Origin of the sequence: Bacillus sp. RB3 (genome assembly GCF_030164735.1) — a bacterium.
Classification (GTDB): domain Bacteria; phylum Bacillota; class Bacilli; order Bacillales; family Bacillaceae_G; genus Bacillus_A; species Bacillus_A cereus.
The window spans coordinates 102,308-127,543 of sequence record NZ_JASNGE010000008.1; the positions used below are offsets into that span (position 1 = coordinate 102,308).

Here is a 25,236-nt window from a genome sequence, read left to right on the forward strand (position 1 = left end):
TATTTAAAAAGGTTTGTGCTTTTTTAATCAAATATTTGTTTAAATTTTGGGCAGTCTATTTCTTCATGTAGCACTTAAAATACTACACTTCCTTCCCTACAAACTTCTCTTTACTTCTTCAACTAATTTTTTCGTACTTTCATACGCAGATTCCGCTAAACTAATTGCTGAAATAACTGAAACACCGTCCGCACCCGCCTCTATAACTGCCGCTGTATTTTCAATTGTAATCCCACCAATACCAACGATTGGCACTGTAATTCCTTGTTCTCTAAAATAAGCTAATCCTTTCGTTCCTTGAACCGCTTTCGTATCTTTTTTCGTACTCGTTGGGAAAATAGGACCAACACCTAAATAATCCGCTCCATTTTCGATTGCAAAGCGTGCTTCTTCAATTGTATGAGCAGATACGCCGATAATTTTATCTCCCATTTTTTCACGAACAGATGTAATTCCTTCATCATCTTGTCCAACATGAACACCATCTGCATCTAATTCAATGGCTAATTCTACATCATCATTTACAATGAAAGGAACACTATATTCCTTACAAAGCGTCTGCAATTCTTTTGCAAAGCGCACTCTATCTTCTCCGATTAAAGAACCTTCCCCCTTCTCGCGAAACTGAAAAAGTGTCACTCCACCATCTAACGCTTCTTTCAATACAGCTAAAGGATCCCTCGTGCAGTTATTACTTCCCATAATAAAATACACTTGCAATAGCTTAGACATTTTATCTATTTCAATGCGTGCCATTTCTTTCACTCCCTCTTACTCTAACTCCACAATCTTCCCATACTTCTCAATATCACCTGAAGTTGTATTCGCTAATTGATTTAAAAATTCAATTTGGAAACTACCAGGTCCCTTTTCCACGGTCTTAGCAGCTGCCAGTTCCGAAGCTACACCATAAAACGTTAATGCTGCTACTGCTGCTTTAACATAATCTTTTTCCACTGCTACAAATGCTCCTATTACAGAAGTTAGTAAACAACCTGTTCCCGTAACTTTCGTTAAAATAGGGTGACCATTTCGAATAACAATAGTTCTCTCTCCATCTGTAACAACATCTTCTTTTCCAGTAATGACTGCAACTGTATTTAGTTCATCTGCTGCCTGCCTTGCAATACTTACAACATTGCCATTTCCAGTACCAGCGTCTACCCCTTTAATTTCCCATTTCTCATTAATAACATTTGCTATTTCAGCTGCATTTCCGCGGATAATTGCTAAATCGATTTCAGCCGGAATATGTCTCGCAACTTCTGTTCGATACGAAGTTGCTCCTGCACCAACTGGATCAAATAGTACTGGCACATTGTTCGCATTTGCTGATTTACCCGCAAGTAACATCGCTTCTACTTCTTCAGGACGAAGTGTCCCCATATTTAATACTAACGCTCCAGCAATGCTAGCCATTTCTGCTACTTCTTCTTTTGCATACGCCATTACAGGCGATGCCCCAAGTGCCAACAAACCGTTAGCAGTAAAATTTGTTACAACAACATTTGTAATATTATGAACGAGCGGATTAGATTCTCTCACCAAATCCACTACTTTACTAATTTCTTTCATATTCATCCTTTTCATCTCCTAATTATAATGATGGGAGATACACAAAAAGACACTTTGCGCGTACGCAAAGTGCCTGAACATATGCTTTTACACTCTCCCTACGCTGGCATTATCCAACAGGTTCAAATGGTCAATGACGGACTAGTAGTCATACTCTCAGTTTGTATCCACAAACTCCCATGTGCTTATTATTCATCTACTTCAAAGTCTACTCTTATTCTAGTAAAATAACAAGTTCTTTACTTTTCTATTTCATATAGAAGCAACCTATATAACAATAAACATAATCAAGTGAAACTTTAATCAGTGAGTGTTTTGTTCATCCCACTAAAAACCGATCAAATATGGAGCGAAACTGAATCTCAAGAAGATGTATGCTATATTTAACTTATGGAAATTTGAAAGGATGTTTTTAATATGTCAAAAAGCGTTGTAATCGCTGAAAAACCTTCCGTTGCACGAGATATTGCTCGTGTACTGAAGTGTGATAAAAAAGGAAACGGCTATCTTGAGGGTAGTAAATATATTGTAACTTGGGCTTTAGGTCATCTCGTTACATTAGCAGATCCAGAAAGTTATGATGTGAAATATAAAAAGTGGAATTTAGAAGATTTACCGATGCTACCTGAGCGTTTGAAATTAACGGTTATTAAACAAACTGGTAAACAATTTAATGCTGTAAAAAGTCAGCTACTTCGAAAAGATGTAAATGAAATTATTGTAGCAACAGACGCTGGACGTGAAGGAGAATTGGTTGCTCGTTGGATTATTGATAAGGTTCGAATTAACAAGCCAATCAAACGTCTATGGATTTCATCCGTTACTGATAAAGCAATTAAAGATGGTTTTGCAAATTTAAAACCAGGTAAAGCCTATGACAATTTATACGCTTCAGCAGTTGCACGTTCAGAAGCTGACTGGTATATCGGTCTTAATGCAACTCGTGCTTTAACGACTCGCTTTAATGCTCAGTTAAATTGTGGTCGTGTACAAACCCCTACTGTTGCTATGATTGCTAGTCGTGAAGATGAAATAAAGAACTTCAAAGCTCAAACTTACTACGGTATTGAAGCTCAAACTACGAATCAGTTAAAACTAACTTGGCAAGATGCAAATGGCAATAGCCGTAGTTTTAATAAAGAAAAAATCGATGGTATTGTAAAAGGTTTAGATAAACATAATGCTACTGTTTTGGAAATTGATAAAAAACAGAAGAAGTCATTCTCTCCTGGTCTTTACGATTTAACTGAATTGCAACGTGATGCCAATAAAAAGTTCGGTTACTCTGCGAAAGAAACATTGAATATTATGCAGAAATTGTATGAGCAACATAAAGTGCTAACGTACCCTCGTACAGATTCACGCTATATTTCATCTGATATCGTTGGAACACTTCCAGAACGTCTAAAAGCATGCGGCGTTGGGGAATATCGTCCTTTAGCACATAAAGTACTACAAAAGCCTATCAAGGTTAATAAATCATTTGTTGATGATAGTAAAGTAAGTGATCATCATGCGATTATTCCAACAGAAGGATACGTTAACTTCTCCGCCTTCACAGATAAAGAACGTAAAATTTATGATTTAGTTGTAAAACGTTTCTTAGCTGTTTTATTCCCAGCATTCGAATACGAGCAACTAACATTACGTACCAAAGTTGGTAGTGAAACGTTCATTGCACGCGGAAAAACGATTTTACATGCTGGTTGGAAGGAAGTATACGAAAATCGATTTGAAGACGATGATGTAACTGATGACGTAAAAGAGCAGATTCTACCTCACATTGAAAAAGGCGATACATTAACTGTAAAGTTAATTATGCAAACATCAGGTCAAACGAAAGCACCTGCACGCTTTAATGAAGCAACCTTACTTTCAGCAATGGAGAATCCTACAAAATATATGGATACGCAAAATAAACAACTTGCTGATACGTTAAAATCGACTGGTGGATTAGGTACTGTAGCGACACGTGCAGACATTATCGACAAGCTATTCAATTCATTCTTAATTGAAAAACGTGGTAAAGATATTCACATTACTCCAAAAGGTCGCCAGTTACTTGATTTAGTACCAGAAGAATTAAAATCTCCTACACTAACTGGTGAATGGGAACAAAAACTTGAGGCTATCGCAAAAGGTAAATTGAAAAAAGAAGTATTCATTTCGGAAATGAAGAACTATACGAAAGAAATTGTTTCTGAAATTAAATCGAGTGATAAAAAATATAAACATGACAACATTTCAACGAAGTCTTGTCCAGATTGCGGTAAACCAATGCTAGAAGTAAACGGCAAAAAAGGAAAAATGCTCGTTTGCCAAGACCGTGAATGTGGTCATCGTAAAAATGTATCTCGTACAACAAACGCTCGCTGTCCTCAATGTAAGAAGAAGTTAGAATTACGTGGTGAAGGCGCAGGACAAATTTTCGCATGTAAATGTGGCTATCGCGAGAAATTATCAACATTCCAAGAGCGACGTAAAAAGGAATCTGGAAACAAAGCTGATAAGCGTGACGTTCAAAAATATATGAAACAACAGAAAAAAGAAGAAGAACCATTAAATAACCCATTCGCAGAAGCATTAAAAAAATTAAAATTTGATTAAACAAAAAGGTTCCTACCTCTATCGGTAGGAACCTTTTATTTTAGTGAATGATTTTACTTCCTTTTGCATTCTCAACAAATTTTTCACTTGATTTGTTAATTGGTGTTTTCAGTAATAACGCAGCAACGATCATAACTACTACAAAAGCACTTAACACAAGTAAATCTCGCGTTACGATATCCCAAAGCATTCCGCCAACTGTTTCACGAATTGCACTAATTGCGTATGTGAATGGTAAGAACGGATAAATCGCTTGGAAGAACGCTGGTGTCATTTGGATTGGGAATGTTCCGCCCGATCCTGCTACTTGTAGTACAAGTAAAATGATCGCCATCGATTTCCCAACGTTTCCGAAAATAGAAACGAGTGAGTATACGATACAAACGAAGACTCCACCAATAAATAAACTAAATAACACAAACCAGAATTTATCGACTACATACGTACCGAGTAAGAATATATCTCCCATCGATACGATAAACGCTTGTGAAAGACCTATCGTTAAGAATGTTAATAAACGTCCGAAGTAAATTTCATGGCTCTTATAATTCGCGCCCTCTTCGTGTACTTCTACTGTTAATAATGAAACCATTAATAATGCGCCTACCCATAATGCAAGCACTGTATAGAATGGTGACATCGCTGAACCGTAGTTCGGCATCGCAAATAATTTATTCTCTTTTAAATTTACTGGATTCGCAAAGTAATCACTTTGCTTCTCAACATCGTTTTTCAATAAACGTATGATGTCTTTTAAATCCTCTTCAGATTCAAAATCACGAATTTTATTTGCTAATTCTTTAATCTTTTTCTCAGTCTCCGGCATTTCAGCTTTAATGTCTACTAATTTCTTTCTACCGTCTACCAAGCCTTTTGATGAATCTTCTAGTAACTTTTTAACATCTGGAAGCTTTTTGTCTGCCTCTTTTAAAATTTGAGATGTGTTTTTAGACATACGTTTCGTACGTTCAATTGCTGTGTTAAAGTTTGGAACGATTTCTGAATCATATGTTGCTAAGAAATCGCCTAATTGAGCTGAAGCATTTTGTGTTGCTTCATTAATACTTTCTACAACCTCTTTTGTAGGCTTCTGTCCATTGTTAATTAGTGTAGTTGCCTTATTCGTTGCATCTATACCTTTTTGAACAGAATTTTGTATTTTGTTCAATTTTGCAATTCCGCCATTAAGGTTTTTGTCACTATTTACATCTGCTAATACCTTATTTGTGCTTTCTAACACCGGAATCGCATCACCAATTAGATTATTAGTAGCTTGTAATTGACCATTTAAATCGTTTAAAGATACTTTTGCCCACTCTAAATCAGTGACACCTTTATTTGATATGTTTGCTTTAGCATCTTCAACACCGTTTTTGAACTTATCATATTCATTTTTCACACTATCATACGCTTCATTTGCATCAGCTTTAGCTTGATCAACTGTGCTAACTGCTTTTTTATAATCTGCTACAAATGTTTCATTATAATCTTTTTCTGCTTGATCAATTAATCCATTTGCTGCATCTAATTTTTGATTCGCTACATCTGTTACATCTTTCTTTACTTCTTGTCCTGTGCCAATAACATTTACAATATCTTTAATACCGTTGTTTGCATTTTCCATACCTTTTTTAACATTAGTTAAGTGATTCACTCGCTCTTTGAAAAATCTTTGACCAAAATCAGTCGTCGCCGATTTTTCAAGTTCAGTAAATACATTAATAAGATATGCAATACTATCTGTACGACCTTGAAGATTTTCAGAAACCGCATTAAGATCTTGTTTTGCCTTTTCTGGATCAAATTGACCATTCTGCAATCCGTTTACAACACTTTTACCATATGTTGTTCCTGCACGTGCCGAGTTTAAAACGTTATTCACTGTTTGATTAATATTTCTTGCAATATTTTTATAACCTTCATCGTTCAACTTTGAAAGATCCGGACGCGCTGGAAACTCAGGCAATCCTTTCATACCAGAAAAGTCTATTCCTGGATGCATTAAAAAATCCGTAAAAGCATTTGCTTTATCCATTACATTTTTAGCCGCTGTTAAATGATTTCGTATCGTCCCAGGTGCATTTTGCAATGTTTGATCATTGTTTGCAAAGAATTTATCTAAATTCCCTAACGCCTCTTGCCCATCATTCATAACACTCTCTACAACCGGCAACTCTTTTTGCGCTACTTTCACAACATCTTCTGCTCGAGTTGCATCATCTAACGCCTTATCCATAAGTGTATTCATTTCTGGGAACTGCGCTTCTAACTTAAATACAAGATCTTTTACTTTTTCGATACTTGGTAAGTTTGTTTCTAAATCGATTCCAAGGTCATTGAAAATTTTAAAAATCTCACCGTTTGCTGTTTTTACAAAGTTTTTACTAATTTCTTCTGTAATACCTGATGCACCTTTTGCTGTAATCTTCGGTGCAATCGCGTTTACTTTTTCATTCACATAGTAATCCAGTTCTGGTTTTTTCGGATTTTCATCCAGAACAGTTGCAATTTTTTCAGAGAAGTCTTTTGGAATCGTAATACTTGCATAATAATCCCCACGCTCAACTCCGTAAATTGCTTGTTTTTCATCTACAAATTTCCAGCCAAGATTTTTGTTTTTCTTAAGGGAGTCTACAATCTCTTTCCCGATATTAATATCTTTCCCTCTTAAATTAGAACCTGCATCTTGGTTGGAAACTGCAATGGGAACCTCTTTTGTATTTCCATACGGATCCCAAGAAGCTTTAATGTTAAACCATGCATATAACGATGGTAAAATCATTAATCCTAAAACAATAACAATTGCAGCCCAATGTTTGGCTACATTCCGTAAATCTGTCTTATAAATACGCCAAATCTGTTTCATAGAAGTTATCACCTAATTATATATTTTTCCTTCTTTAGAAAATGATACATGCATTTTGCAATTATATCACTTTCTACATCGTGTATTAACCAAAAACGTACTATTTTTTCCCATTAACTTTCACTTACTTCATTATATAACGAAGTGAGTCAAAGTATGAATACAAAATGACCAAATCGGTTTTACATTCAATAATAACAAATATATATGAAATGTCATAAAAAATACAAGTATTTTCTCTTGGAAATACTTGTATTCCTAAAAAAAATCCTCACAGCTTTTATTCTCTGTGAGGATTTCTTCTATTATATATCCAATTGAACCTCTACACCGAAATGATCTGAAATTACATTTCTGTTTGTACCATTAAAAATAACTTTTGAAGAATGAACTTTTTTACTTTGGTTACACAATATTAGATCGATTCGCAAATTATGTTTATTTTCATCCCAACCAGCAATCTCACCTTGGACAGTCGTTCCTTCATCCTTCTCTATTGCTAATTCATATGTGTCATACAACCCTTTTTGCATCATATACTCATAACCTTCGCCTTCCAACCGAGCATTGTTATTAAAATCCCCCATTAAGAAGGCGAGCTTATTGCTATCTACACGCTCCATCAAACGATCAACTTGACCTTTGAATGACTCTTCTTCATCATTCCACCAACCGAGATGGCAAGAGTAAAACGTTATATCCTTACCATTATAAGCAATTGTTGTACTTACAATTTTACGTGTTTTCCAATACGTTGTATTCTCGTTTTTTGAAATGAAGAACGTATCTTCTTTTATGATATTATGCTTCGTTATAATCGCTAATCCTTCTTCATACACGTCATAACCAATATGAGAGAAATCCCAAGTAATATTGTAATCTTTTACATGTAGCGCTTTTAACTCTTCTAATAGTAAAAGTCCAAAATTATCTTCTTTCTTGTTACCGCATACATTTTCAGCTTGTATGGACTGACTTACTTCTTGCAATGCGATGACATCGTACTCTTCTTCTTGAATTACTTTAGCAAGGTATTGTATCTTTTCTATTTGATTCTCTTCTTGCCAAGAATGACAGTTTAAAGTTAGCAATTTCATATTATTACGCACCTAACATATCTTGAATGTCTGACTTTAATACGTCAGCTTTCGGACCATATACCGCTTGTACACCTTTATCTTTTACAATAAGCCCTAGAGCACCATTTTGTTTCCATTGTGCTTCTGGTGCAACAACATCTAAATCTTTTACTGTTACACGTAAGCGCGTCATACAAGCATCTACGTCAGCAATATTTTCTTTTCCACCTAATAAATCGATAACTTTTGTTGCTAATGAACCGTCTTGTACATTTCCTGTTCCTTCTGATGCCTCATCTTCATTATCAATATAGTTACCTGCACGCCCTGGTGTTGGTAAGTTGAATTTTTTAATTAAGAAATTAAATAGTGTAAAGTTAAGACCGAAGAACACTAATGAAACAATAACAAAGTTGATTAAGTCTCTTGTTAAACCTGCGTTAACCATCATTGGTGTACGAGTAATTAACTCAATAAATCCAAATGCATGAACACGTAAGTTAATTAAATCAGCTAGCGCGAATGCAAGTCCTGTTGTAATAGCATATACAACATATAATACTGGAGCAATAAACATGAACATGAATTCAATTGGTTCTGTTACACCTGTTAAGAATACTGCTAATGCTGCTGATAAAAACATTGGTTTATATTTTGCACGCTTTTCTTTATCAACGTTACGGAACATCGCAAATGCAATCCCCATTAACGCTGCTGTTGAGCCGATAACTTGTCCAGCTTTGAAACGAGCTGGTACAACGTTATTTAATAAATCGTTATATGCCTTCGTATCTCCATTTGCTAGTAAATTATTTAAATCTGTAATCCATGCAAGCCATAATGGATCTTGTCCTGCTACAACTTGTCCAACTTTTGAACCAGTTAGCATCGTATATGTTCCGCCTAGCTCTGTATAGTTCATCGGAATCGTTAACATATGGTGTAAACCAAATGGTAATAATAAACGCTCTAACGTTCCATATACAAACGGTGCAACAACTGGTGCACTATCTTTTGAAGCTGCAATCCAGCGACCAAATTCATTTAACCCACTTTGGATGAATGGCCATAGAAGTGATAATACAATCGCAGTAACTGTAGACCAAAGAATTACAACGAATGGTACAAATCGTTTTCCATTAAAGAATGCTAATGCCTGTGGCAGTTTATTATAGTTATAATATTTGTTATATAAAGTAGCTCCTAAGAAACCTGTGATAATCCCTACGAACACTCCCATGTTTAATGCGGGTGCACCAAGTACAGAAGTAAAGTAATCTTTTACAATTAAATCTCCCGCTATTACTGAAGAAACTTTCGCTTTTGAATCCGCTAACATTTCAGCGTTTACCCCAAATATAGCTCCTGTAATTCGGTTTGTTAAGACGAATGCTAATAGCGCTGCAAATGCACCACCCGCGCGATCTTTCGCCCAAGATCCCCCAATTGCTACTGCGAATAAGATGTGTAGATTTGTAATGATTGCCCAACCGATGTCTTCCATTACGCGAGCGATTGTATGAACTGCGTTAACATCCCCAGCAGACATACCAATTAACTTACCGATGGAAATCATTAAACCAGCTGCTGGCATTACAGCTACAACAACTAATAAAGCTTTCCCGAACTTTTGCCAAAAATCAAAAGACGTAATTTTCATCTGTTCTTCCTCCCCTTTATTTATAACAACATAATGATTTAAATTATAATTTCTGTTCCCTTTATGAAAACGATTCCTTATGTTACTTTATTTTTATCTTTACGCAACCGTTTTCATAAATCTATTTTAATAAAAGCGTTTTCACTTTGCAATAGAAATTTATTTTTTTTCATAAAAAAAGATGCTCAAAGAGCATCCTTTTTTATTATGAAATGCGATAAACCCTTGTTTCATAAGGTTTTAAAGCAATTGTTGTTACTTCTTCATGTTCCGCAACTTCATAGTTATTTAAAAGCAAACGTTTGCGTTCTAGTGCAAATGAACCCTCATTATACACAGCTTCCTCTTTTGAGATATTACTAATTACAATGACTTTTTCATCCTGTAACGTACGTGTATATGCATAAATTTGTGGATCATCTTCTAAAAGTAAATCGTACGTACCATAGTTCAGTACATCGTGCTCTTTTTTCAGGGCAATCATTTTCTTATAGAAATTGAAAATAGACTTTTCTTCATTTTTTTGCTTCTCAACATTAATTTCTTTGTAATTTGGATTCATGCTAAACCAAGGTGTACTCGTTGTGAAACCAGCATTCATCTCATCATTCCACTGCATAGGTGTACGTGAATTATCGCGGCAAGAAGCCCATATAATCTCCATCATATCTTGATGTGGTACGCCCTCTGCAATTTTCTCGCGATATAAATTTTTAATTGCTACATCATCGTAATCTTCAATATTTGGTAACTGAACATTTGTCATACCAATTTCTTGTCCTTGATAAATAAACGGTGTACCGTGCATAAAGAAATACATCGCTCCTAGAGCTGTTGCACTTTCACGCCAATATTGTTTGTCATCTCCCCATGTTGAAACGATACGTGGTTTATCGTGATTCTCAATATATAAAGCGTTCCATCCTTTATTTTCTAATCCTTTTTGCCATTTCGTTAATACTTTTTTCAATCCTACAACATCAAGGTCTTTCTTCTTCTCTGCATCCCATAAACTTAAATGTTCAAACTGGAATACCATATTGAACTTACCTTGCTCTTCTCCAACCCAAAGCTCAGCATCTTCAATCTTAACGCCATTTGCTTCACCAACAGTCATAATATCGTACTTAGAGAATGTATTTTCTTTTAGCTCTTCTAATAAAGGTTGAATACCTTTCACATTCATATGTTTATCAAAAGATGGCACATATTTTAACTCTTTTGGATTTGGCATATCCTTAAAGCCTTCTTCTTTTTTAATATGACTGATCGCATCAACGCGGAAACCATCAATACCTTTATCAAGCCACCAATTAACCGTATCATATAGTACTTCGCGAACTTCTTTATTCTCCCAGTTCAAATCTGGTTGTTTACGTGAGAATAGATGTAAATAATATTGTTCTGTTTCTTCATCATATTCCCATGCCGAACCATTAAAAATACTTTCCCAGTTGTTTGGCTCCGCACCATCTTTACCATCATGCCAAATATACCAATCACGCTTCGGATTATCTTTAGATGAACGTGATTCAATAAACCATGGATGTTCATCACTCGTATGATTAATAACTAAATCAATAATTAGCTTCATATCACGCTTATGAACTTCATCTAGTAAAGCATCAAAGTCTGCCATTGTACCAAACTCATCCATAATATCTTGATAATCACTAATATCATAACCATTATCATCATTAGGCGATTTATACATTGGACAAATCCAAATTACATCTATACCTAAATCTTTTAAATAATCCAGTTTTGCAATAATACCTTGTAAATCTCCAATACCATCACCATTTGAATCCATAAAGCTTCGTGGATAAATTTGATAAGCAACCGCTTCTTTCCACCATGTCTTATTCATAGTCATTCTCTCCTTTTGCATCCCATCGGAATTTTATGCAAACGTTTTCGTAACACTATCATAACAAAATATGAACAGTTTGCAACTGTTTTCATTGAACTCTATGTAGATTCTTTATTCTTATGCTTTATTTATTTCTCACAAAGGTAAATCTCATTCTTCACCTCTCCTTGAAACTGGTAGCCCCTCTCTCTTTATAGAAGAAGTTCCTTATATAAAGGCTGTTGAATTTTTTAATAGCGGTAACATCCCTGAAAATTTCAAGCGCTCTGGTTCCTATGTCTATAAACCTATTCCCCTTAAAGGCATTCAAATCATGCAATACTTTCTTTCTCATGCACCAAATAAAGATGCTAGTATTTGGCATCAATCGATCATAGGTGCTGTTGAAAATATTTCGCCGAATAAAACGGCTTATTTTCATCGTAAAGCAATTATTGCTCAAGAATACATTACCTCTTGGAAATGCGATGATGAAGAAAATCGAAATATACGCTGGGTTAAAGGTTTACGAGAAAGCTTAGATCCTTATACACTAGGTGACTATGTGAACTGGCCCGATATCGATATTAAAAATTGGCAAACTAGTTATTATGGCTCTAACTTTCACAGATTACGTAAAGTAAAAACCATGTATGATCCTTGTGATGTTTTTCATTTCCAACAAAGTATTCCTCCTTTTCATACGTGAAAAAAGGGGATAACATAAAAAAATCATCCAATATACCGTTACCTCGCAGTATGTTGGATGATTCAAGTTGATTTTCTATATCGTTTCAAATTCTTGCTCCTACTCATAAACTTTTACTTACAGATTAATTGTATTTCGTATCATTTTCATGCAATGAATGTAATTTAATATTTGGTACTTTATCTTTTTCAATACCTCTATTATAAGAAACAGGAACTTGAAATTCGAATTGCTTTGTCTCATGTTTTTGTAAATAGACTGGTTTCGGTACTGGATAGCTTTTTGAATTCTCGTTTGCATTATCGTATAAAACAACTTTTAATGCTTGTGAATGATTACGATAATTTTTTAAAGTAACAATGCACTTCGGTTGGATATTCTCTCCATTTTTCTCCATTCTACACTGGCTATCTTCTTTTTTATATTCTATTGCTTCTACCCCTGTTTTTCCTGCGTAGTACCATGTTTTATTCAATGTCTGGAGGATTGTATTTAAAATAAACGGCATCATTACAATCAAAATACTAATGCCTACTACTTTTATCTTATTCGTTTTTCTAAATGTACTAGACTCCTTTTTTCCTAGCCATTTTAAAAATAATATAAATGCAATTACATGTAGTATGAAAGAAACAATCAATATATTTGAGACTTTATAATCCATATAAACATACGTATGTATCGGAACCTTATAGACATTGAATAGTTTTTCCCCAATTAATTCATTATCATTTGGAATTTTTAATAATAACAAAACCCCTATACTGTAACAAATAGCTACTAATCGATCATACTCAATACGAATCATTCTTTCTCCCCTTCACTTTGTATTTTATTATCGATTTTAGCTATTATTACCATACTATACAATCTTTTTATAGAGGATAACGTAAAAAAGTTCCTTATAAATATATAAAGAACCTTATTAATATACACTATGAATTAAAAAATCAATATACAATTTTCACATAGAGATTTCTTCAAAATATGTTGGATCATGTATTGTAATTTTTTTATCTAAAATTGTAACAATGCTATCATTTTTTAATTGTTTTAATACGCTGCTAACTGTCTCTCGAGATGTTCCAGATATTTTGGATATTTCAATTGTTGTAAGTGGACATGAAATTACAATCTTTTCCCCACTCTGTTCTCCTAAATCCTGCATTAAATAATTTAACGTTTGGATCACACGATCTTGTGCATTAGGAATTGTAATATTTTGCACTCGATTTTCGTTCAATTTTAATATAGATGATAATTGCTGAACAACGTACATCAATTGCATTCTGCTGGATTTTACCATTTCTTCAAAGATTACCGTTGGAATATAATATACCTCCACATCCGTCATTGCTTCTGCTGTATAGTTATATCCTCTGTCTGTAAACATACCACCATAAGGAAAAATAGAATATCGCTTCACATAGTCATCGTATAATAAGTTCCCATTTTGATTAACCCGCTCTAACTTTACAAAACCATCTAACATGAAGTAAATTCTTTCTCTTGAATCCCCTTCTAAAAATAAAAATTGACCTTTTTTATAAGTTCGCCAATAAACAAACTCTGTTAAGCCTTTCAATTTTTTTTCTGTTAAATGAGCAAATAATTCGAACTGCTTTAAGTCTTTCACTACGTTCCGTCTATTCATAAAATTCCCTCTCTCTTGCTGTATATTGGAGCGAAAAAATCAAGAAAGCGTATTCAATTTGAATTTTATCATAATTAACTTACATATTCAGATTTCATCATGAAAACTTTATGAACAATGAGTACAAAAAATATTAATAAATAAAAAGAATGAAGTTACTAACTCCATTCTTTTTTACTACTAAGTAGCGTACATAAGAATTTAAACATACATGCATACATTCTGTTTTGAAATAATAGTACCAGCTTTTTCTTCTAGTGCTTCATATACTTTTTCTAAAGACGTAATAATTGTTTTTCTTTTTGGATTTGTATTAACAAAATTAATAGCAGCTTCAATTTTTGGAAGCATGCTTCCCGCAGCGAATTGTTGTTCTTCAATATATTCTTCTAATTGATTCACTGTGACATGCTCTAATTTTTTTTGATTCGGTTGATTATAATTTACATACACATGATCAACTGCAGTTAAAATAACGAGCGTATCGGCATCTACTAATTCTGCTAATTTCTGTGCAGCGAAATCTTTATCGATAACCGCTTCAGTTCCTTTTAACCCTTCTTCGGAATCAATTACTGGAATTCCACCTCCGCCAACAGCTATCACTATATTTCCATCTTCGACCAAAGAATTAATCACTTTATGTTCATGAATACTTACAGGCTTCGGTGATGGAACAACACGTCTCCATCCTCTACCAGCATCTTCTTTAAACACTGCTTTTGTTTCATCCATTAATCTTCTGGCCTCTTCTTCTGTATAAAAAGGACCGATTGGTTTAGTTGGATTTTTAAATGCCTCATCTTTTTTATCCACAACAACGCGTGTTATAACCGTTGCTACGTCTTTTTTTATATTCCGTTTTTTCAATGCCTTTTCAATCGCATTTTCCATCCAATATCCAATCATTCCTTGGCTCATTGCCCCACAAGTATCTAATGGCATTGCAGGTGTCTTTTCCGTTTCTGCAGCTTTTTGCTGTAATAAAATATTCCCCACTTGTGGGCCATTTCCATGCGCAATTACTATATCCACATCATTTTCCATTATTTTCACAAGTTGTTCTGCCGTTTTTTCCAACGCTTCTTGCTGCGCTCCCGCAGTAGCTTCTCCAGACTGTATCGCATTTCCCCCTAGTGCAACTACAATTTTTCTTCGTGCCATATTCCAGCCCTCCAGTTGATTTCGCTTTCACAGCGCTTTATAAAGTAATACTGCCTGTAATTAATCCATAAATCGCAAAGAATGCTAAAGCACCAATTGCTACGGATGATGCTAATTCCACTCGAGTAAATATTTGCTTCGAACTCTTTTGCTTTTGAACATTGTAAAAAATAAAAATACCTGGCGCATATAAAGTCATTGTTAATAATAAATACTCTAAACCAGCTGCATAAACTAGCCACACGCCATAAATACTGGCTATCAAGCCAATTATTATATTTTTATTTCGATCTGCTTCTTCAGACTTTAAGCTATGCTTCAGTTGATAAAACGCTGAAAAAGCATATGGGATTAAAATAGCTGAAGATGCTAAAGAGAATGCAAAGTTATACGCCTGATCAGAAACGACGAATGTTAACAAGAACATTTGTATTAAACCATTTGTTATCCATAATGAATTTACTGGAGCCTTATTTTTATTTTCTTTTGCAAACCATTTTGGAAATACTCCATCTTTAGCCGCTAAATATGGAATTTCAGAAGCGAGCAAAGTCCAACCTAACCAAGCACCTAATACAGAGATGACCAAACCTAAATTAATAAAAATAGCACCCCATTTTCCAACAACACTTTCAAATAAATAAGCCATAGCCGGATTTTTCAAACCTGCAATATTTGCTTGCTGCATAAGTCCAAGAGACAATAATGTGATTAAAATGTAAATGATGAGTGTACCAATTAAGCCAATAACGGTTGCTTTCCCTACATCACTTCTATTTTTTGCTCGACTGGATAAAACAACAGCTCCTTCTACCCCAATAAATACCCATAAAGTTACAAGCATTGTACTTTTAACTTGACTGCCAACTGCTCCCCATGAAAAGGAACCAGTTTGCCCCCAAAATCCATCTAAGAACGTATCAATATGAAACGCAAAGATTCCTATGACAATAAATACAAATACAGGTACTAATTTTGCGATTGTAGTTACTAAATTCACAAGTGCTGCTGATTGAACTCCACGTAAAATTAACATGTGAACACACCATAATAATACGCTTGCACCAATAATGGACGCTACATTTTGCCCGCCTTCAAAGATTGGGAAGAAATATCCTAATGAAGAAAACAATAATGTACCGTAAGCTACATTCCCAAGCCAAGCAGATAGCCAGTATCCCCACGCACTATTAAATCCCATAAAATTACCAAACCCTGCTTTTGCATAGCTAAAAATACCACCATCTAAATCTGGCCGTTTTACAGTTAGATTTTGAAAAGATAATCCAAGTGCAATCATCCCAATTCCTGTTATAACCCAGCCAATAATAATGGCTCCAGCACCAGCACCTTTTGCCATATCACTCGCTAAATTAAAGGCTCCACCGCCAATCATAGACCCAACTACAAGAGCCGTTAGTGTAAACAACCCTAATTTCTTATCTTCACCCATTCCACTCACCTCTCTTAAATTGCAATAACAATACAAAAGCAATAGTGAATGATAGTGTCTAAAGGAGGAGAAAGAAGAAAGGAAGACTCCCTTTCTTCTTTACTCCATGTTTCCTAAAGTAGCTGCCATAACCGCTTTAATTGTATGCATTCTATTTTCAGCTTGATCAAATACTTTTGAATGTTTACTGCGGAATACTTCGTCAGTTACCTCCATTTCTTTCAACCCATATTTCTCATAAACTTCTTCGCCATACATCGTTTCAACATCATGAAATGCAGGTAAACAATGTAAGAAAATCACGTTTTCATTCCCTGTTGCTTTAATCATTTTCATATTTACTTGATAAGGTTTCAATAACTCGACACGTTCAGCAAATTTTTCTTCTTCCCCCATAGACACCCATACATCTGTATAAATTACATCTGCATTCGCAACAGCTTCTTCCACATTACTTGTTATCATTACCTGTTCATTATATTTTTTTGCTAAATCAATTACTTCTTGTGCAGGCCATAAAGATTCCGGTGTACAAATACATACATCCATTCCAACGATTGCTCCACCAACTAGTAAGCTATTAGCAACATTATTTCGTCCATCGCCAACGTAAACGAGCTTCACATTTTTCAATTTCCCTATATGTTCTCTAATTGTTAATAAATCTGCTAGTGTTTGTGTTGGATGCCACATATCTGTTAATCCATTCCAAACCGGTACACCAGAATTTTGCGCTAAAGATTCTACGGTTTCATGATTAAATCCACGAAACTCAATTCCGTCAAACATACGCCCTAACACTTTTGCTGTATCCTCTACAGATTCTTTTTTCCCAAGTTGAATATCACCTTTCCCTAAATATTCAGGATTTGCCCCTAAATCTGTACATGCTACTGTAAATGCACAACGCGTACGAGTAGAAGTTTTTTCAAATAAAAGCGCTACATTTTTACCTTCTAAATAATGATGCGGAATACCATTTTTCTTTTTCTCTTTTAATTCTGCTGCCAAATCTAGAAAATATAACAATTCTTCTTGTGTAAAATCTTTTTCTGCTAGAAAGCTTCTTCCTTTTAAATTTGGTCTAGTCATTAACATACTTCATCCCTACTTTCTCCGTTATTTATACTAAATATCTTTACGAACAATTGGCATACTCATGCAACGTGGACCCCCACGACCACGAGATAATTCCGAACTTAGCACCTCAATCACTTCTATACCGTGTTCACGTAATAACGTATTAGATACATAGTTGCGATCATATGTAACAACTACACCTGGCGCAATTGCTAATGTGTTCGAGCCATCATTCCATTGTTCACGAGCAGAAGCAATTACATCTCCTCCTCCACATGGAATAAGAACTAATTCACTTAAGCCTAATACCTCTTTTAATGCTTCCATTAAAGAAGTACGATGTGTAATTTTAAGAGTTTCCTCATCTGATTCTTTTTCTAAAATATAAATATTCATATTCCCTTTTGGCCCTTGAATGGCTGGGTGAATTGTAAACTTGTCATAATCAACCATTGTAAATACTGTATCTAAATGCATAAATGCTCGACATTTTGGAATTTCTATTGCTAACACTTTCTTAATTTTATTTTGTCGGCTAAAGAGATTTTTAGCTAAACGTTCAATTGCTTTAGCTGAAGTACGAGCAGATACTCCAATCGCAATTGTTTCTTCATTTAAAATTAGCTCGTCGCCACCTTCAATTGGAAATTTATAATCACGATCTAACCAGATTGGTACATTATGTTTTGCAAATCTTGGATGATATTTAATGATGTACTCCATGAATAATGATTCACGTCTACGCGCTGGTTCTCTCATCTTATTTATCGTTAAGCCATCGCCCACGCTAGCTGCTGGATCACGAGTAAAATATAAATTAGGCATTGGATCTAAGTAAAACGGATAGTGATCTTCCATTAATTCATATAAATGTGTCTTCTTACTTGTTTCAATTTCGTTTTTCCGTACACCGCCCATAATTTTTTGAATTAATTCTTCATTTGAAAAGGAAAGTAAATATTCTTTTAAAGTTTGATGTGCAACATTTACGTCGGCCTGTCCTTCTTTTAAAATACGATCAACAAATTCTTCTCGAAGTTTTTTATCTACTAACGCCTCAGCGGCTAGTTTTTCTAAATAAAGAACTTCAACACCCCGATTGCGTAACGTTTGTGCAAAATAATCATGCTCTTTTTGAATAATTGGTAAGTATGGAATATCGTCAAATAATAATTGCTGCAAATAATCTGGCGTCAAGTTTTCCACTTCTTTACCCGGCCGTTTTAATAAAACCGTTTGTAATTCCCCAATTTCTGAAGTAACATGTATCGGATGTTTCATTTGTTGTACCTCCTTTTAAATATGTTTGATGTCTTACAAGTACATAATAAATGCTCTGCACTTTCATCTTTGTGAAAGCATCCACATTATCATTGTGAAATATTAAACAAGTTATTTTTTTAAAATCATACGAATATGTATTTTTATAACAAACTATCTCGCTTTCTCAATAAAAAATACATATATTACGCATATATGTTGAATATTTAACTTCCGTATTTAAACAAAAATCCTGTTTTTAATTTTATTAAAAACAGGATTTTTGCATCTAAATAATTAAATTTAATCTTTCTTCTATAATCTCCCTATCTGATTTCGACTGTGAAATTATAAGGCATGTATCATTTCCACATATACATCCTATTTTTTCTTTCCAATCTAACTCATCAAATAAAACACCAATAACATGTGCATTACCAGGTAATGTTTTAATAACCATTAATTGATCTACACAATCAATTTTTACAACAACTTCTCGTAATTTTTTCTTTAACTTTATATCAGTTTGTAAATGCTCTTCTGAGAAAACTTTATATATCATTAATCCTTCTTGAGAAGGTACCTTCGTTAAGTTTAACTCACGAATATCGCGAGAAACCGTAGCTTGTGTTACTAATACATCTTTTTTTGCTAACAATTCTACTAATCTTTCTTGCTTATCTATTTCATACTCCTTTACAAATTGTTTAATTAACCGTTGTCTTTTTTCTTTTTTCATAAAAGACACCCCTTTTAATATTATAGCTCGCTATAATTTTCATCCGAAAGGGGCAGAAAAGAATGTTGCGGAAACGTTCATAGTTTAACTGTAAATATTAAATCAAGCTAAATAAAAAAGAGAAGAACAGCATTCTGTTCTTCCTTTTACATTGAAAATCGTTCAATTGTTTGTTTCAAATCAGTTGCTTGCTTCTCTAAATCCTTTAATAATTGATCGATTACTATCATATTTTTAGACTGTTGTAGCGTCACACGCGCCACTTCTTGCGAACCAGCTGACGTTTCTTCAGCAATTGATGCTACAGCTTTTGTTTGTGCTCCTGTTTGATGAATGTGGCTCACTTGTTCATTCATATAACTACTAATTTGCTGAGTTGCATCGGCTACTTCCATAACACTTGATGACATTTCTTTTAAAATTAATTCCGTAGCTTCCCCACGTTTCGCCTCTTCTTTAGCTATTTTCACTTGTTCTGTCATTTTCATTGCAACTTGTTGTACTTCATCTTGCATATTCCGTAATAACTGCGATATGTTTCTTGCAGAATGATCACTTTCATCAGCAAGTTTACGTACTTCTTCCGCAACAACCGCAAAGCCTCTTCCATGCTCTCCTGCGCGAGCTGCCTCAATAGAAGCATTTAGTGCTAATAAATTCGTTTGGCTAGCAATCGCACTCACAACAGACACAATATGTTCTACTTGTTTCATTCGTTCTTCTAACTTCTGTACATTTTGCATTGAATCTTCATTTTCTTTTGCCAATGTTTGAATACCTTGAATTAAAGACGTAAAGACACGAGTACTATGCCCTAAAGCTTCAACCATTTCTGAAGACAATGTATCAGACTGCTTCGCTTTTTCTTCTACTTCACTTGCAATAGAAGTCGTTGTATCAACAGCAGAAACAATTGCTTGAATTGATGCCGCTGATTGCTCAGCGCCTGAAGAAATCTCTGCAAGTGTCTCAGATACACCTTGCGCTTGTCTCGTTGCTTGGCCTGTTTGTTTTCTAATCTGCTGTACTTGATTATTTGTATACGAAAATGTTGTATCAATATTTTTTACCATGCCTCTTAAGTTTCCTAACATCATATTAAATGCAACACTTAAAGATTTAATTTCATCATCTGTCTTCGGTAATGGAACATCTTCACGAATATCACCCTCAGCTGCTTTTCTTGCCGCCTCCTCTAACTTGCGAAGCGGTTTAATTAAAAATAGGGCTGCTCCATATGCTAAAATTCCAGACCATACTACCCCTAATAACATAACGATAATATTATATACAGTTTGACTTACATAACTTTGAAAATAATCGTATATCACGTAAATAAAAAAGATACTTGTTGAATATGTAATGAAAGCTAAAACTGTAGTGAATAGCATAAGTTGTGTACGTAATCCAAAAGAAAATGTTTTCCTTTCTTTTTCCATCTTCCCTTTCCCCCTTTTTATAAGCAATATAAATACTACCTATATATTATTATCCACATTTTCATTATAGAAGGATATAGAGATTTTAAAAAATATTATTTCTTTGAATATCAAATTGCACGAAAAAAATAAAGGATTCTGACAATTTATGACTAATAACAGAAATAAGGGGCAACATTTGTAAAATATATTTTTAACTGGGGGTTTTGTATGATTCAAGTTCGAAATCTAGTAAAATCATTCGGTTCACTTGATGTGTTAAAAGGAATTGATTTAGAAGTAAAAGAAAAAGAAGTTGTTGTTTTAATTGGTGCCAGTGGTTCTGGTAAAAGTACATTACTTCGCTGTCTTAACTTTTTAGAAATGTACGATGAAGGCGAAATTCACTTACAAGGTGAGCGAATTGATCCAAAGCATTCAAATTTAAATAAAGTCCGTGAAAATGTCGGCATGGTTTTTCAGCACTTTAACCTCTTTCCTCATATGACCTCACTAGAAAACATCATAGAAGCACCTATTCACGTAAAAAAATTAGAGAAAACAAATGCAAAGGATATTGGAACTCAACTTCTCCAAAAAGTCGGCCTTCAAGATAAAGCGGATGTAACTCCTCATCTTCTTTCAGGTGGTCAAAAACAGCGCATTGCCATTGCACGAGCTCTTGCAATGAGCCCTAAGATTATGCTATTTGATGAGCCTACCTCAGCTTTAGACCCTGAACTTGTTGGAGAAGTATTGCAAGTTATGAAAGAACTTGCTGAAGAAGGGATGACAATGGTTATTGTTACTCATGAAATGAATTTCGCAAGAGATGTAGCTGATCGCGTCATCTTTATGGATGATGGAAAGATTGTAGAAGATGCTCCGCCAGCACAATTCTTTTCAGCTCCCTCACATGAACGGGTAAAACAATTTTTACGCAACGTTTTATAATGTAACTTCTGTTTCAGACGAAAAGGAATACATTCATACGGTGCACAACTAATCATCCAAATTAAATATTTCAATAACATACTAAAAACCATCCGTATGATCAATATATAGGAGGGGTTTTATGAAAAGAAAACTATTAACCATTGTTGCTAGCATTACACTATGTACATCTTTCATACTAGGAGCTTGTAGCAAAGAAAGCTCTACTACTTCAACAAATGGTGAAAAAGAATTTCGCTATGCGATGAGTGGATTATACAAACCTTTTAACTATAAAGAAAATGACGGCAAACTTGTCGGTTTTGATGTAGAAATTGGTGAAGCTCTTGCTAAAAAGATGAACATGAAGGCTACGCCAGTTACAAACCCATGGGAAACGCTGATTCAAGGTCTTCAAGCGAAGAAATATGATGTAATACTGGGTAGTATGGCAATTACAGAGGAGCGCTTAAAAGCTGTTAGTTTCTCAAATCCGTACTATCGCTCTGGCGCCCAAATTTTTGTAGCTAAAAAGAATAACGCTATCTCTTCTCCAGAAGATTTAAAAGGTAAGAAAATTGGTGTTGTAAAAGCTAGTACCTTTAAAAATCTTGTTGCAAAATATACAGATCAAATCACAGAATATGACAGCGATATTACTGCTCTTATGGATTTAGAGCCTGGGCGTGTTGATGCAGTAATTACGGATCAAATGGTTGGTCTACGTATGATAAAAGAAGGAAAATCCAATATAAAAGAAGCCGGAAAACCATTAAATCTTGATGAAATGGGAATTGCTATTCGCAAAGATGATAAAGAAATGGTTGAGAAAGTAAATAAAGCGTTAGATGAAATCATTAAAGATGGTACGTATGAAAAGATCAGTAAAAAATGGTTCGGGCGTAATATTCTCGGTGAAGAGGAAAAAACGAAGTAAGTTAGCCATTCAAAAGATTCATAAACAGTGCCCCACTGATTAAATGTTCATTTTATGTGGGGCATTTCATTCTCTACTAAAATCTATACAATATGAGGTGAAACACATGTTTGAAATTTTTATCTCTACCTATCCCACACTCTTAAAGGCTACTATTGTCACATTACAATTAACATTAACCTCCCTAGTACTCGGTTCATTAATTGGATTATTATTTGCTTTCTTTCGAATCTCGAATAACAAAGTTTTAAATAGCATTGCTCATATCTATATTGCTATTATTCGTGGTACACCTTTAATCGTTCAAATCGCAATTCTCTATTTTGGCATTACATCTATCATTGTTTTCTCCCCTTTTTGGGCAGGAGCAATCGCTTTAGCGATTCATAACGGTGCATATATTACGGAAATTTTCCGAGGATCCATTCAATCCGTCGACCGGGGACAATTGGAAGCCGCTCGCTCCTTAGGTATGCCTTACCCTTTAGCTATGCGCCGGATTATATTACCACAAGCATTTCGTCTGTCTCTTCCTCCTCTAGGAAACCAATTTATTATCGGATTAAAAGACTCTTCACTTGTCGCTTACGTAGGACTGTCCGAATTATGGGGATCAGGTTTATCAATTGCAGCAGGTAACTTCCAACAATTAGATACTTACATAATCGTTGGTGTATACTATCTCGTACTTGTTCTTCTATTTACTTATTTTGTTAATCTTTTAGAAAAACGACTACAACGAAAAGAAACTAACTCCGTCCATTTCCATAAAAAGAACAAAAAGGAAGTTTCTTTATAAGAAAAAGCAAGCCTGAGATGGCTTGCTTTTTCATTGCAAAAATATATTAATTTTTACTGATTTACTTTTTTAATACTCTTTTCTTCCTCTATATGTTCCTCACGATATGAAATATTATGAGGATCTAGTCCATTTCCTAAAGAACCATAGAAATGCTCTCTATGCGGATCCACTAATTCACTTCCTTGATAATACACACGTGGTGTATTCCATAGCGCTGCCAAAGCTTTTGTCATCGGCATCTCATGATAGCGTTCCGGCCACATTTCTTTAATCTTCTCTTTTACTAACGGATAGTATTTAGAACTCATAGCAGGAAACAGATGATGTTCTGTATGATATGAGAAATTGAAATGTAAAACGTCTACCCAGCGCGGCACTGTTACTGACAAACAGTTTGCTAACGGATCATTTACTGGAACAATTGGATTTAAGCGGTGATTTGTTGCGATATATGCCATTACAATAAAGTTAGCAATTAACAACGGAATGACATATGCAAATAACCATTTTCCAGGTCCCATAATAAACAATAAACTAATCCAAACTGTCCAAGGCAAAAGAAGTTGAAGCCATACAGATTTTTGATTGGATGACTTGAACTCTTTTATAAAATGAAAGAACATTCGAGTCGAATGCAATGTAAATTGAATTGTTAGTGACAGAAAACTAAAGAATGAACGTACATGTAAAGGCATACGATATACCCAACTCAAAAACTTACTCTTCTTAAGTTTCTCAAGTGTCGGCCATGCATCCGGATCATTCTCTTCATGCTGTGTATGAACATGATGCGTTGCATTATGCCACTTTCTCCAAAGCTTTGGCCCTGTTGATAATGGCATAAATGCAATCGCGCCTAAGAAGTCACGAAGCCATGCCTTTCTTACAACAGTTCCATGTAAAATTTCATGCCCTAAAAATCCAAGTGAAGCAAAACATAATCCAAGAACAATCGCAATTCCTAGATTCGCCCACACATTCAATTCAAATACACCAATCGATATTAACCCCGCCAATGCCACAAGCAAATAAGCCAGTCCACCAAATAAACGAGTAGGCACTGGTTTAAATGCTTTTTTCGGCAAATGTGGTGATACACGTGCTGCATACCACCCAAACGTATGAAGCTCCTTCATCCTTTTGCTCCTTTCTTATGCCGCGCCTTGCGCAACTTACATATATCAATTCTTGCTTCCAGATTGATTTTACTAGATGATCCAAAAAGCATCTATTATAAGGAAAATATACTCACTCTATCGTCACTTATTTTTCGCTTTTATTATCAATGAAAAACATTTCTCTTTTTACTCTCTATCAACCTTTCCACATGATGAATCATAACAATAGAATTTCTATATTGTCAACACCTTTTATGACCTAGTAATAAAAGGTGGTTATATTTTTATAATCATACTTTATTTCACTAAAGAAAATGTATAGATTCCATA

Annotated in this window: 18 protein-coding genes, 3 pseudogenes and 1 riboswitch; of the genes and pseudogenes, 5 read left to right on the forward strand and 16 right to left on the reverse strand. The window is 34.6% G+C overall.

The features are described from left to right. Nucleotides 1-96: 96 nt before the first annotated feature. Together thiE and thiM are read right to left on the reverse strand one after the other, a co-directional pair. A complete protein-coding gene (thiE, locus tag QO049_RS13095) occupies nucleotides 97-756 on the reverse strand; it encodes a thiamine phosphate synthase (protein ID WP_000090965.1) in 660 nt (219 codons plus the stop codon). Between the two features lie 15 nt (nucleotides 757-771). Then, nucleotides 772-1,581 (reverse strand): hydroxyethylthiazole kinase, encoded by an 810-nt coding sequence (gene thiM, locus QO049_RS13100; RefSeq protein WP_246961810.1) that lies wholly within the window; start codon nucleotides 1,579-1,581, stop codon nucleotides 772-774. Between the two features lie 72 nt (nucleotides 1,582-1,653). Further along, nucleotides 1,654-1,766: riboswitch (TPP riboswitch) on the reverse strand. Nucleotides 1,767-1,992: 226 nt separating this feature from the next. Here thiM and topB point away from each other — a divergent pair. Continuing rightward, entirely contained in the window at nucleotides 1,993-4,182 is a 2,190-nt protein-coding gene (gene topB, locus QO049_RS13105) for a DNA topoisomerase III (RefSeq protein WP_246961808.1), read from the forward strand. 40 nt (nucleotides 4,183-4,222) lie between these two features. Here the strand turns inward: topB and QO049_RS13110 are convergent, their stop codons facing one another. From QO049_RS13110 to QO049_RS13125, 4 genes are all read right to left on the reverse strand, one after another. Further along, nucleotides 4,223-7,048: a YhgE/Pip domain-containing protein gene (locus QO049_RS13110; protein WP_246961806.1), complete on the reverse strand. Its 2,826-nt coding sequence runs from the start codon at nucleotides 7,046-7,048 to the stop codon at nucleotides 4,223-4,225. A 305-nt stretch (nucleotides 7,049-7,353) separates the two neighbouring features. Further along, entirely contained in the window at nucleotides 7,354-8,145 is a 792-nt protein-coding gene (locus QO049_RS13115; RefSeq protein WP_098207197.1) for an endonuclease/exonuclease/phosphatase family protein, read from the reverse strand. A 4-nt stretch (nucleotides 8,146-8,149) separates the two neighbouring features. Then, the gene (locus QO049_RS13120; protein WP_000705560.1) at nucleotides 8,150-9,787 is read right to left on the reverse strand and encodes a PTS transporter subunit IIBC; all 1,638 of its coding nucleotides are present in this window, start codon (nucleotides 9,785-9,787) and stop codon (nucleotides 8,150-8,152) included. 205 nt (nucleotides 9,788-9,992) lie between these two features. After that, on the reverse strand, nucleotides 9,993-11,657 hold the full coding sequence (locus tag QO049_RS13125; RefSeq protein WP_001044700.1) for a glycoside hydrolase family 13 protein: 1,665 nt from the start codon (nucleotides 11,655-11,657) through the stop codon (nucleotides 9,993-9,995). Between the two features lie 154 nt (nucleotides 11,658-11,811). Between QO049_RS13125 and QO049_RS13130 the strand changes: the two are divergent. Then, nucleotides 11,812-12,348: pseudogene (locus tag QO049_RS13130) on the forward strand (BBE domain-containing protein); the annotation flags it as partial. A 124-nt stretch (nucleotides 12,349-12,472) separates the two neighbouring features. Here the strand turns inward: QO049_RS13130 and QO049_RS13135 are convergent. The 9 genes and pseudogenes from QO049_RS13135 to QO049_RS30940 all read right to left on the reverse strand — a co-directional run. Then, entirely contained in the window at nucleotides 12,473-13,156 is a 684-nt protein-coding gene (locus tag QO049_RS13135; RefSeq protein WP_000619194.1) for a hypothetical protein, read from the reverse strand. A gap of 156 nt (nucleotides 13,157-13,312) precedes the next feature. Continuing rightward, nucleotides 13,313-14,002 carry a Crp/Fnr family transcriptional regulator gene (locus tag QO049_RS13140; RefSeq protein WP_246961804.1) on the reverse strand — a complete coding sequence of 230 codons (690 nt, stop codon included), beginning with the start codon at nucleotides 14,000-14,002 and terminating at the stop codon, nucleotides 13,313-13,315. A 201-nt stretch (nucleotides 14,003-14,203) separates the two neighbouring features. Continuing rightward, on the reverse strand, nucleotides 14,204-15,166 hold the full coding sequence (gene arcC / locus QO049_RS13145) for a carbamate kinase (RefSeq protein ID WP_000113948.1): 963 nt from the start codon (nucleotides 15,164-15,166) through the stop codon (nucleotides 14,204-14,206). A gap of 37 nt (nucleotides 15,167-15,203) precedes the next feature. Beyond that, complete coding sequence (arcD, locus tag QO049_RS13150; RefSeq protein WP_246961802.1) at nucleotides 15,204-16,619, reverse strand: arginine-ornithine antiporter; 1,416 nt, start codon at nucleotides 16,617-16,619, stop codon at nucleotides 15,204-15,206. A 99-nt stretch (nucleotides 16,620-16,718) separates the two neighbouring features. Then, nucleotides 16,719-17,717 (reverse strand): ornithine carbamoyltransferase, encoded by a 999-nt coding sequence (argF, locus tag QO049_RS13155; protein WP_000930288.1) that lies wholly within the window; start codon nucleotides 17,715-17,717, stop codon nucleotides 16,719-16,721. 30 nt (nucleotides 17,718-17,747) lie between these two features. Continuing rightward, nucleotides 17,748-18,980: an arginine deiminase gene (gene arcA / locus QO049_RS13160; protein ID WP_246961800.1), complete on the reverse strand. Its 1,233-nt coding sequence runs from the start codon at nucleotides 18,978-18,980 to the stop codon at nucleotides 17,748-17,750. A 268-nt stretch (nucleotides 18,981-19,248) separates the two neighbouring features. Continuing rightward, a complete protein-coding gene (gene argR, locus QO049_RS13165) occupies nucleotides 19,249-19,698 on the reverse strand; it encodes an arginine repressor (protein WP_000711826.1) in 450 nt (149 codons plus the stop codon). Between the two features lie 146 nt (nucleotides 19,699-19,844). After that, nucleotides 19,845-20,417: pseudogene (locus QO049_RS30935) on the reverse strand (methyl-accepting chemotaxis protein); the annotation flags it as partial. A 369-nt stretch (nucleotides 20,418-20,786) separates the two neighbouring features. Further along, nucleotides 20,787-21,137, reverse strand: a pseudogene (locus tag QO049_RS30940) (HAMP domain-containing protein); the annotation flags it as partial. A gap of 210 nt (nucleotides 21,138-21,347) precedes the next feature. Here QO049_RS30940 and QO049_RS13175 point away from each other — a divergent pair. From QO049_RS13175 to QO049_RS13185, 3 genes are all read left to right on the forward strand, one after another. After that, on the forward strand, nucleotides 21,348-22,070 hold the full coding sequence (locus QO049_RS13175) for an amino acid ABC transporter ATP-binding protein (protein WP_246961796.1): 723 nt from the start codon (nucleotides 21,348-21,350) through the stop codon (nucleotides 22,068-22,070). Between the two features lie 121 nt (nucleotides 22,071-22,191). Next, on the forward strand, nucleotides 22,192-22,986 hold the full coding sequence (locus QO049_RS13180) for an ABC transporter substrate-binding protein (RefSeq protein WP_000823768.1): 795 nt from the start codon (nucleotides 22,192-22,194) through the stop codon (nucleotides 22,984-22,986). Nucleotides 22,987-23,029: 43 nt separating this feature from the next. Then, nucleotides 23,030-23,785 carry an amino acid ABC transporter permease gene (locus QO049_RS13185; RefSeq protein WP_284489294.1) on the forward strand — a complete coding sequence of 252 codons (756 nt, stop codon included), beginning with the start codon at nucleotides 23,030-23,032 and terminating at the stop codon, nucleotides 23,783-23,785. 53 nt (nucleotides 23,786-23,838) lie between these two features. Here the strand turns inward: QO049_RS13185 and desB are convergent, their stop codons facing one another. Further along, nucleotides 23,839-24,924, reverse strand: a complete 1,086-nt coding sequence (gene desB, locus QO049_RS13190) for a Delta(10) desaturase DesB (protein WP_000661226.1) — start codon at nucleotides 24,922-24,924, stop codon at nucleotides 23,839-23,841. Between the last annotated feature and the right edge of the window lie 312 nt (nucleotides 24,925-25,236).

Coding starts and splice junctions, on each gene's coding strand:
- QO049_RS13140 (WP_246961804.1), bottom strand. CDS start 14,002: ATGAATAGACGGAACGTAGTGAAAGACTTAAAGCAGTTCGAATTATTT.
- QO049_RS13120 (WP_000705560.1), bottom strand. CDS start 9,787: ATGAAAATTACGTCTTTTGATTTTTGGCAAAAGTTCGGGAAAGCTTTA.
- desB (WP_000661226.1), bottom strand. CDS start 24,924: ATGAAGGAGCTTCATACGTTTGGGTGGTATGCAGCACGTGTATCACCA.
- thiE (WP_000090965.1), bottom strand. CDS start 756: ATGGCACGCATTGAAATAGATAAAATGTCTAAGCTATTGCAAGTGTAT.
- argF (WP_000930288.1), bottom strand. CDS start 17,717: ATGTTAATGACTAGACCAAATTTAAAAGGAAGAAGCTTTCTAGCAGAA.
- QO049_RS13185 (WP_284489294.1), top strand. CDS start 23,030: ATGTTCATTTTATGTGGGGCATTTCATTCTCTACTAAAATCTATACAA.
- QO049_RS13125 (WP_001044700.1), bottom strand. CDS start 11,657: ATGAATAAGACATGGTGGAAAGAAGCGGTTGCTTATCAAATTTATCCA.
- QO049_RS13135 (WP_000619194.1), bottom strand. CDS start 13,156: ATGATTCGTATTGAGTATGATCGATTAGTAGCTATTTGTTACAGTATA.
- arcD (WP_246961802.1), bottom strand. CDS start 16,619: ATGGGTGAAGATAAGAAATTAGGGTTGTTTACACTAACGGCTCTTGTA.
- thiM (WP_246961810.1), bottom strand. CDS start 1,581: ATGAATATGAAAGAAATTAGTAAAGTAGTGGATTTGGTGAGAGAATCT.
- topB (WP_246961808.1), top strand. CDS start 1,993: ATGTCAAAAAGCGTTGTAATCGCTGAAAAACCTTCCGTTGCACGAGAT.
- QO049_RS13180 (WP_000823768.1), top strand. CDS start 22,192: ATGAAAAGAAAACTATTAACCATTGTTGCTAGCATTACACTATGTACA.
- arcA (WP_246961800.1), bottom strand. CDS start 18,980: ATGAAACATCCGATACATGTTACTTCAGAAATTGGGGAATTACAAACG.
- QO049_RS13175 (WP_246961796.1), top strand. CDS start 21,348: ATGATTCAAGTTCGAAATCTAGTAAAATCATTCGGTTCACTTGATGTG.
- arcC (WP_000113948.1), bottom strand. CDS start 15,166: ATGGCACGAAGAAAAATTGTAGTTGCACTAGGGGGAAATGCGATACAG.
- QO049_RS13115 (WP_098207197.1), bottom strand. CDS start 8,145: ATGAAATTGCTAACTTTAAACTGTCATTCTTGGCAAGAAGAGAATCAA.
- QO049_RS13110 (WP_246961806.1), bottom strand. CDS start 7,048: ATGAAACAGATTTGGCGTATTTATAAGACAGATTTACGGAATGTAGCC.
- argR (WP_000711826.1), bottom strand. CDS start 19,698: ATGAAAAAAGAAAAAAGACAACGGTTAATTAAACAATTTGTAAAGGAG.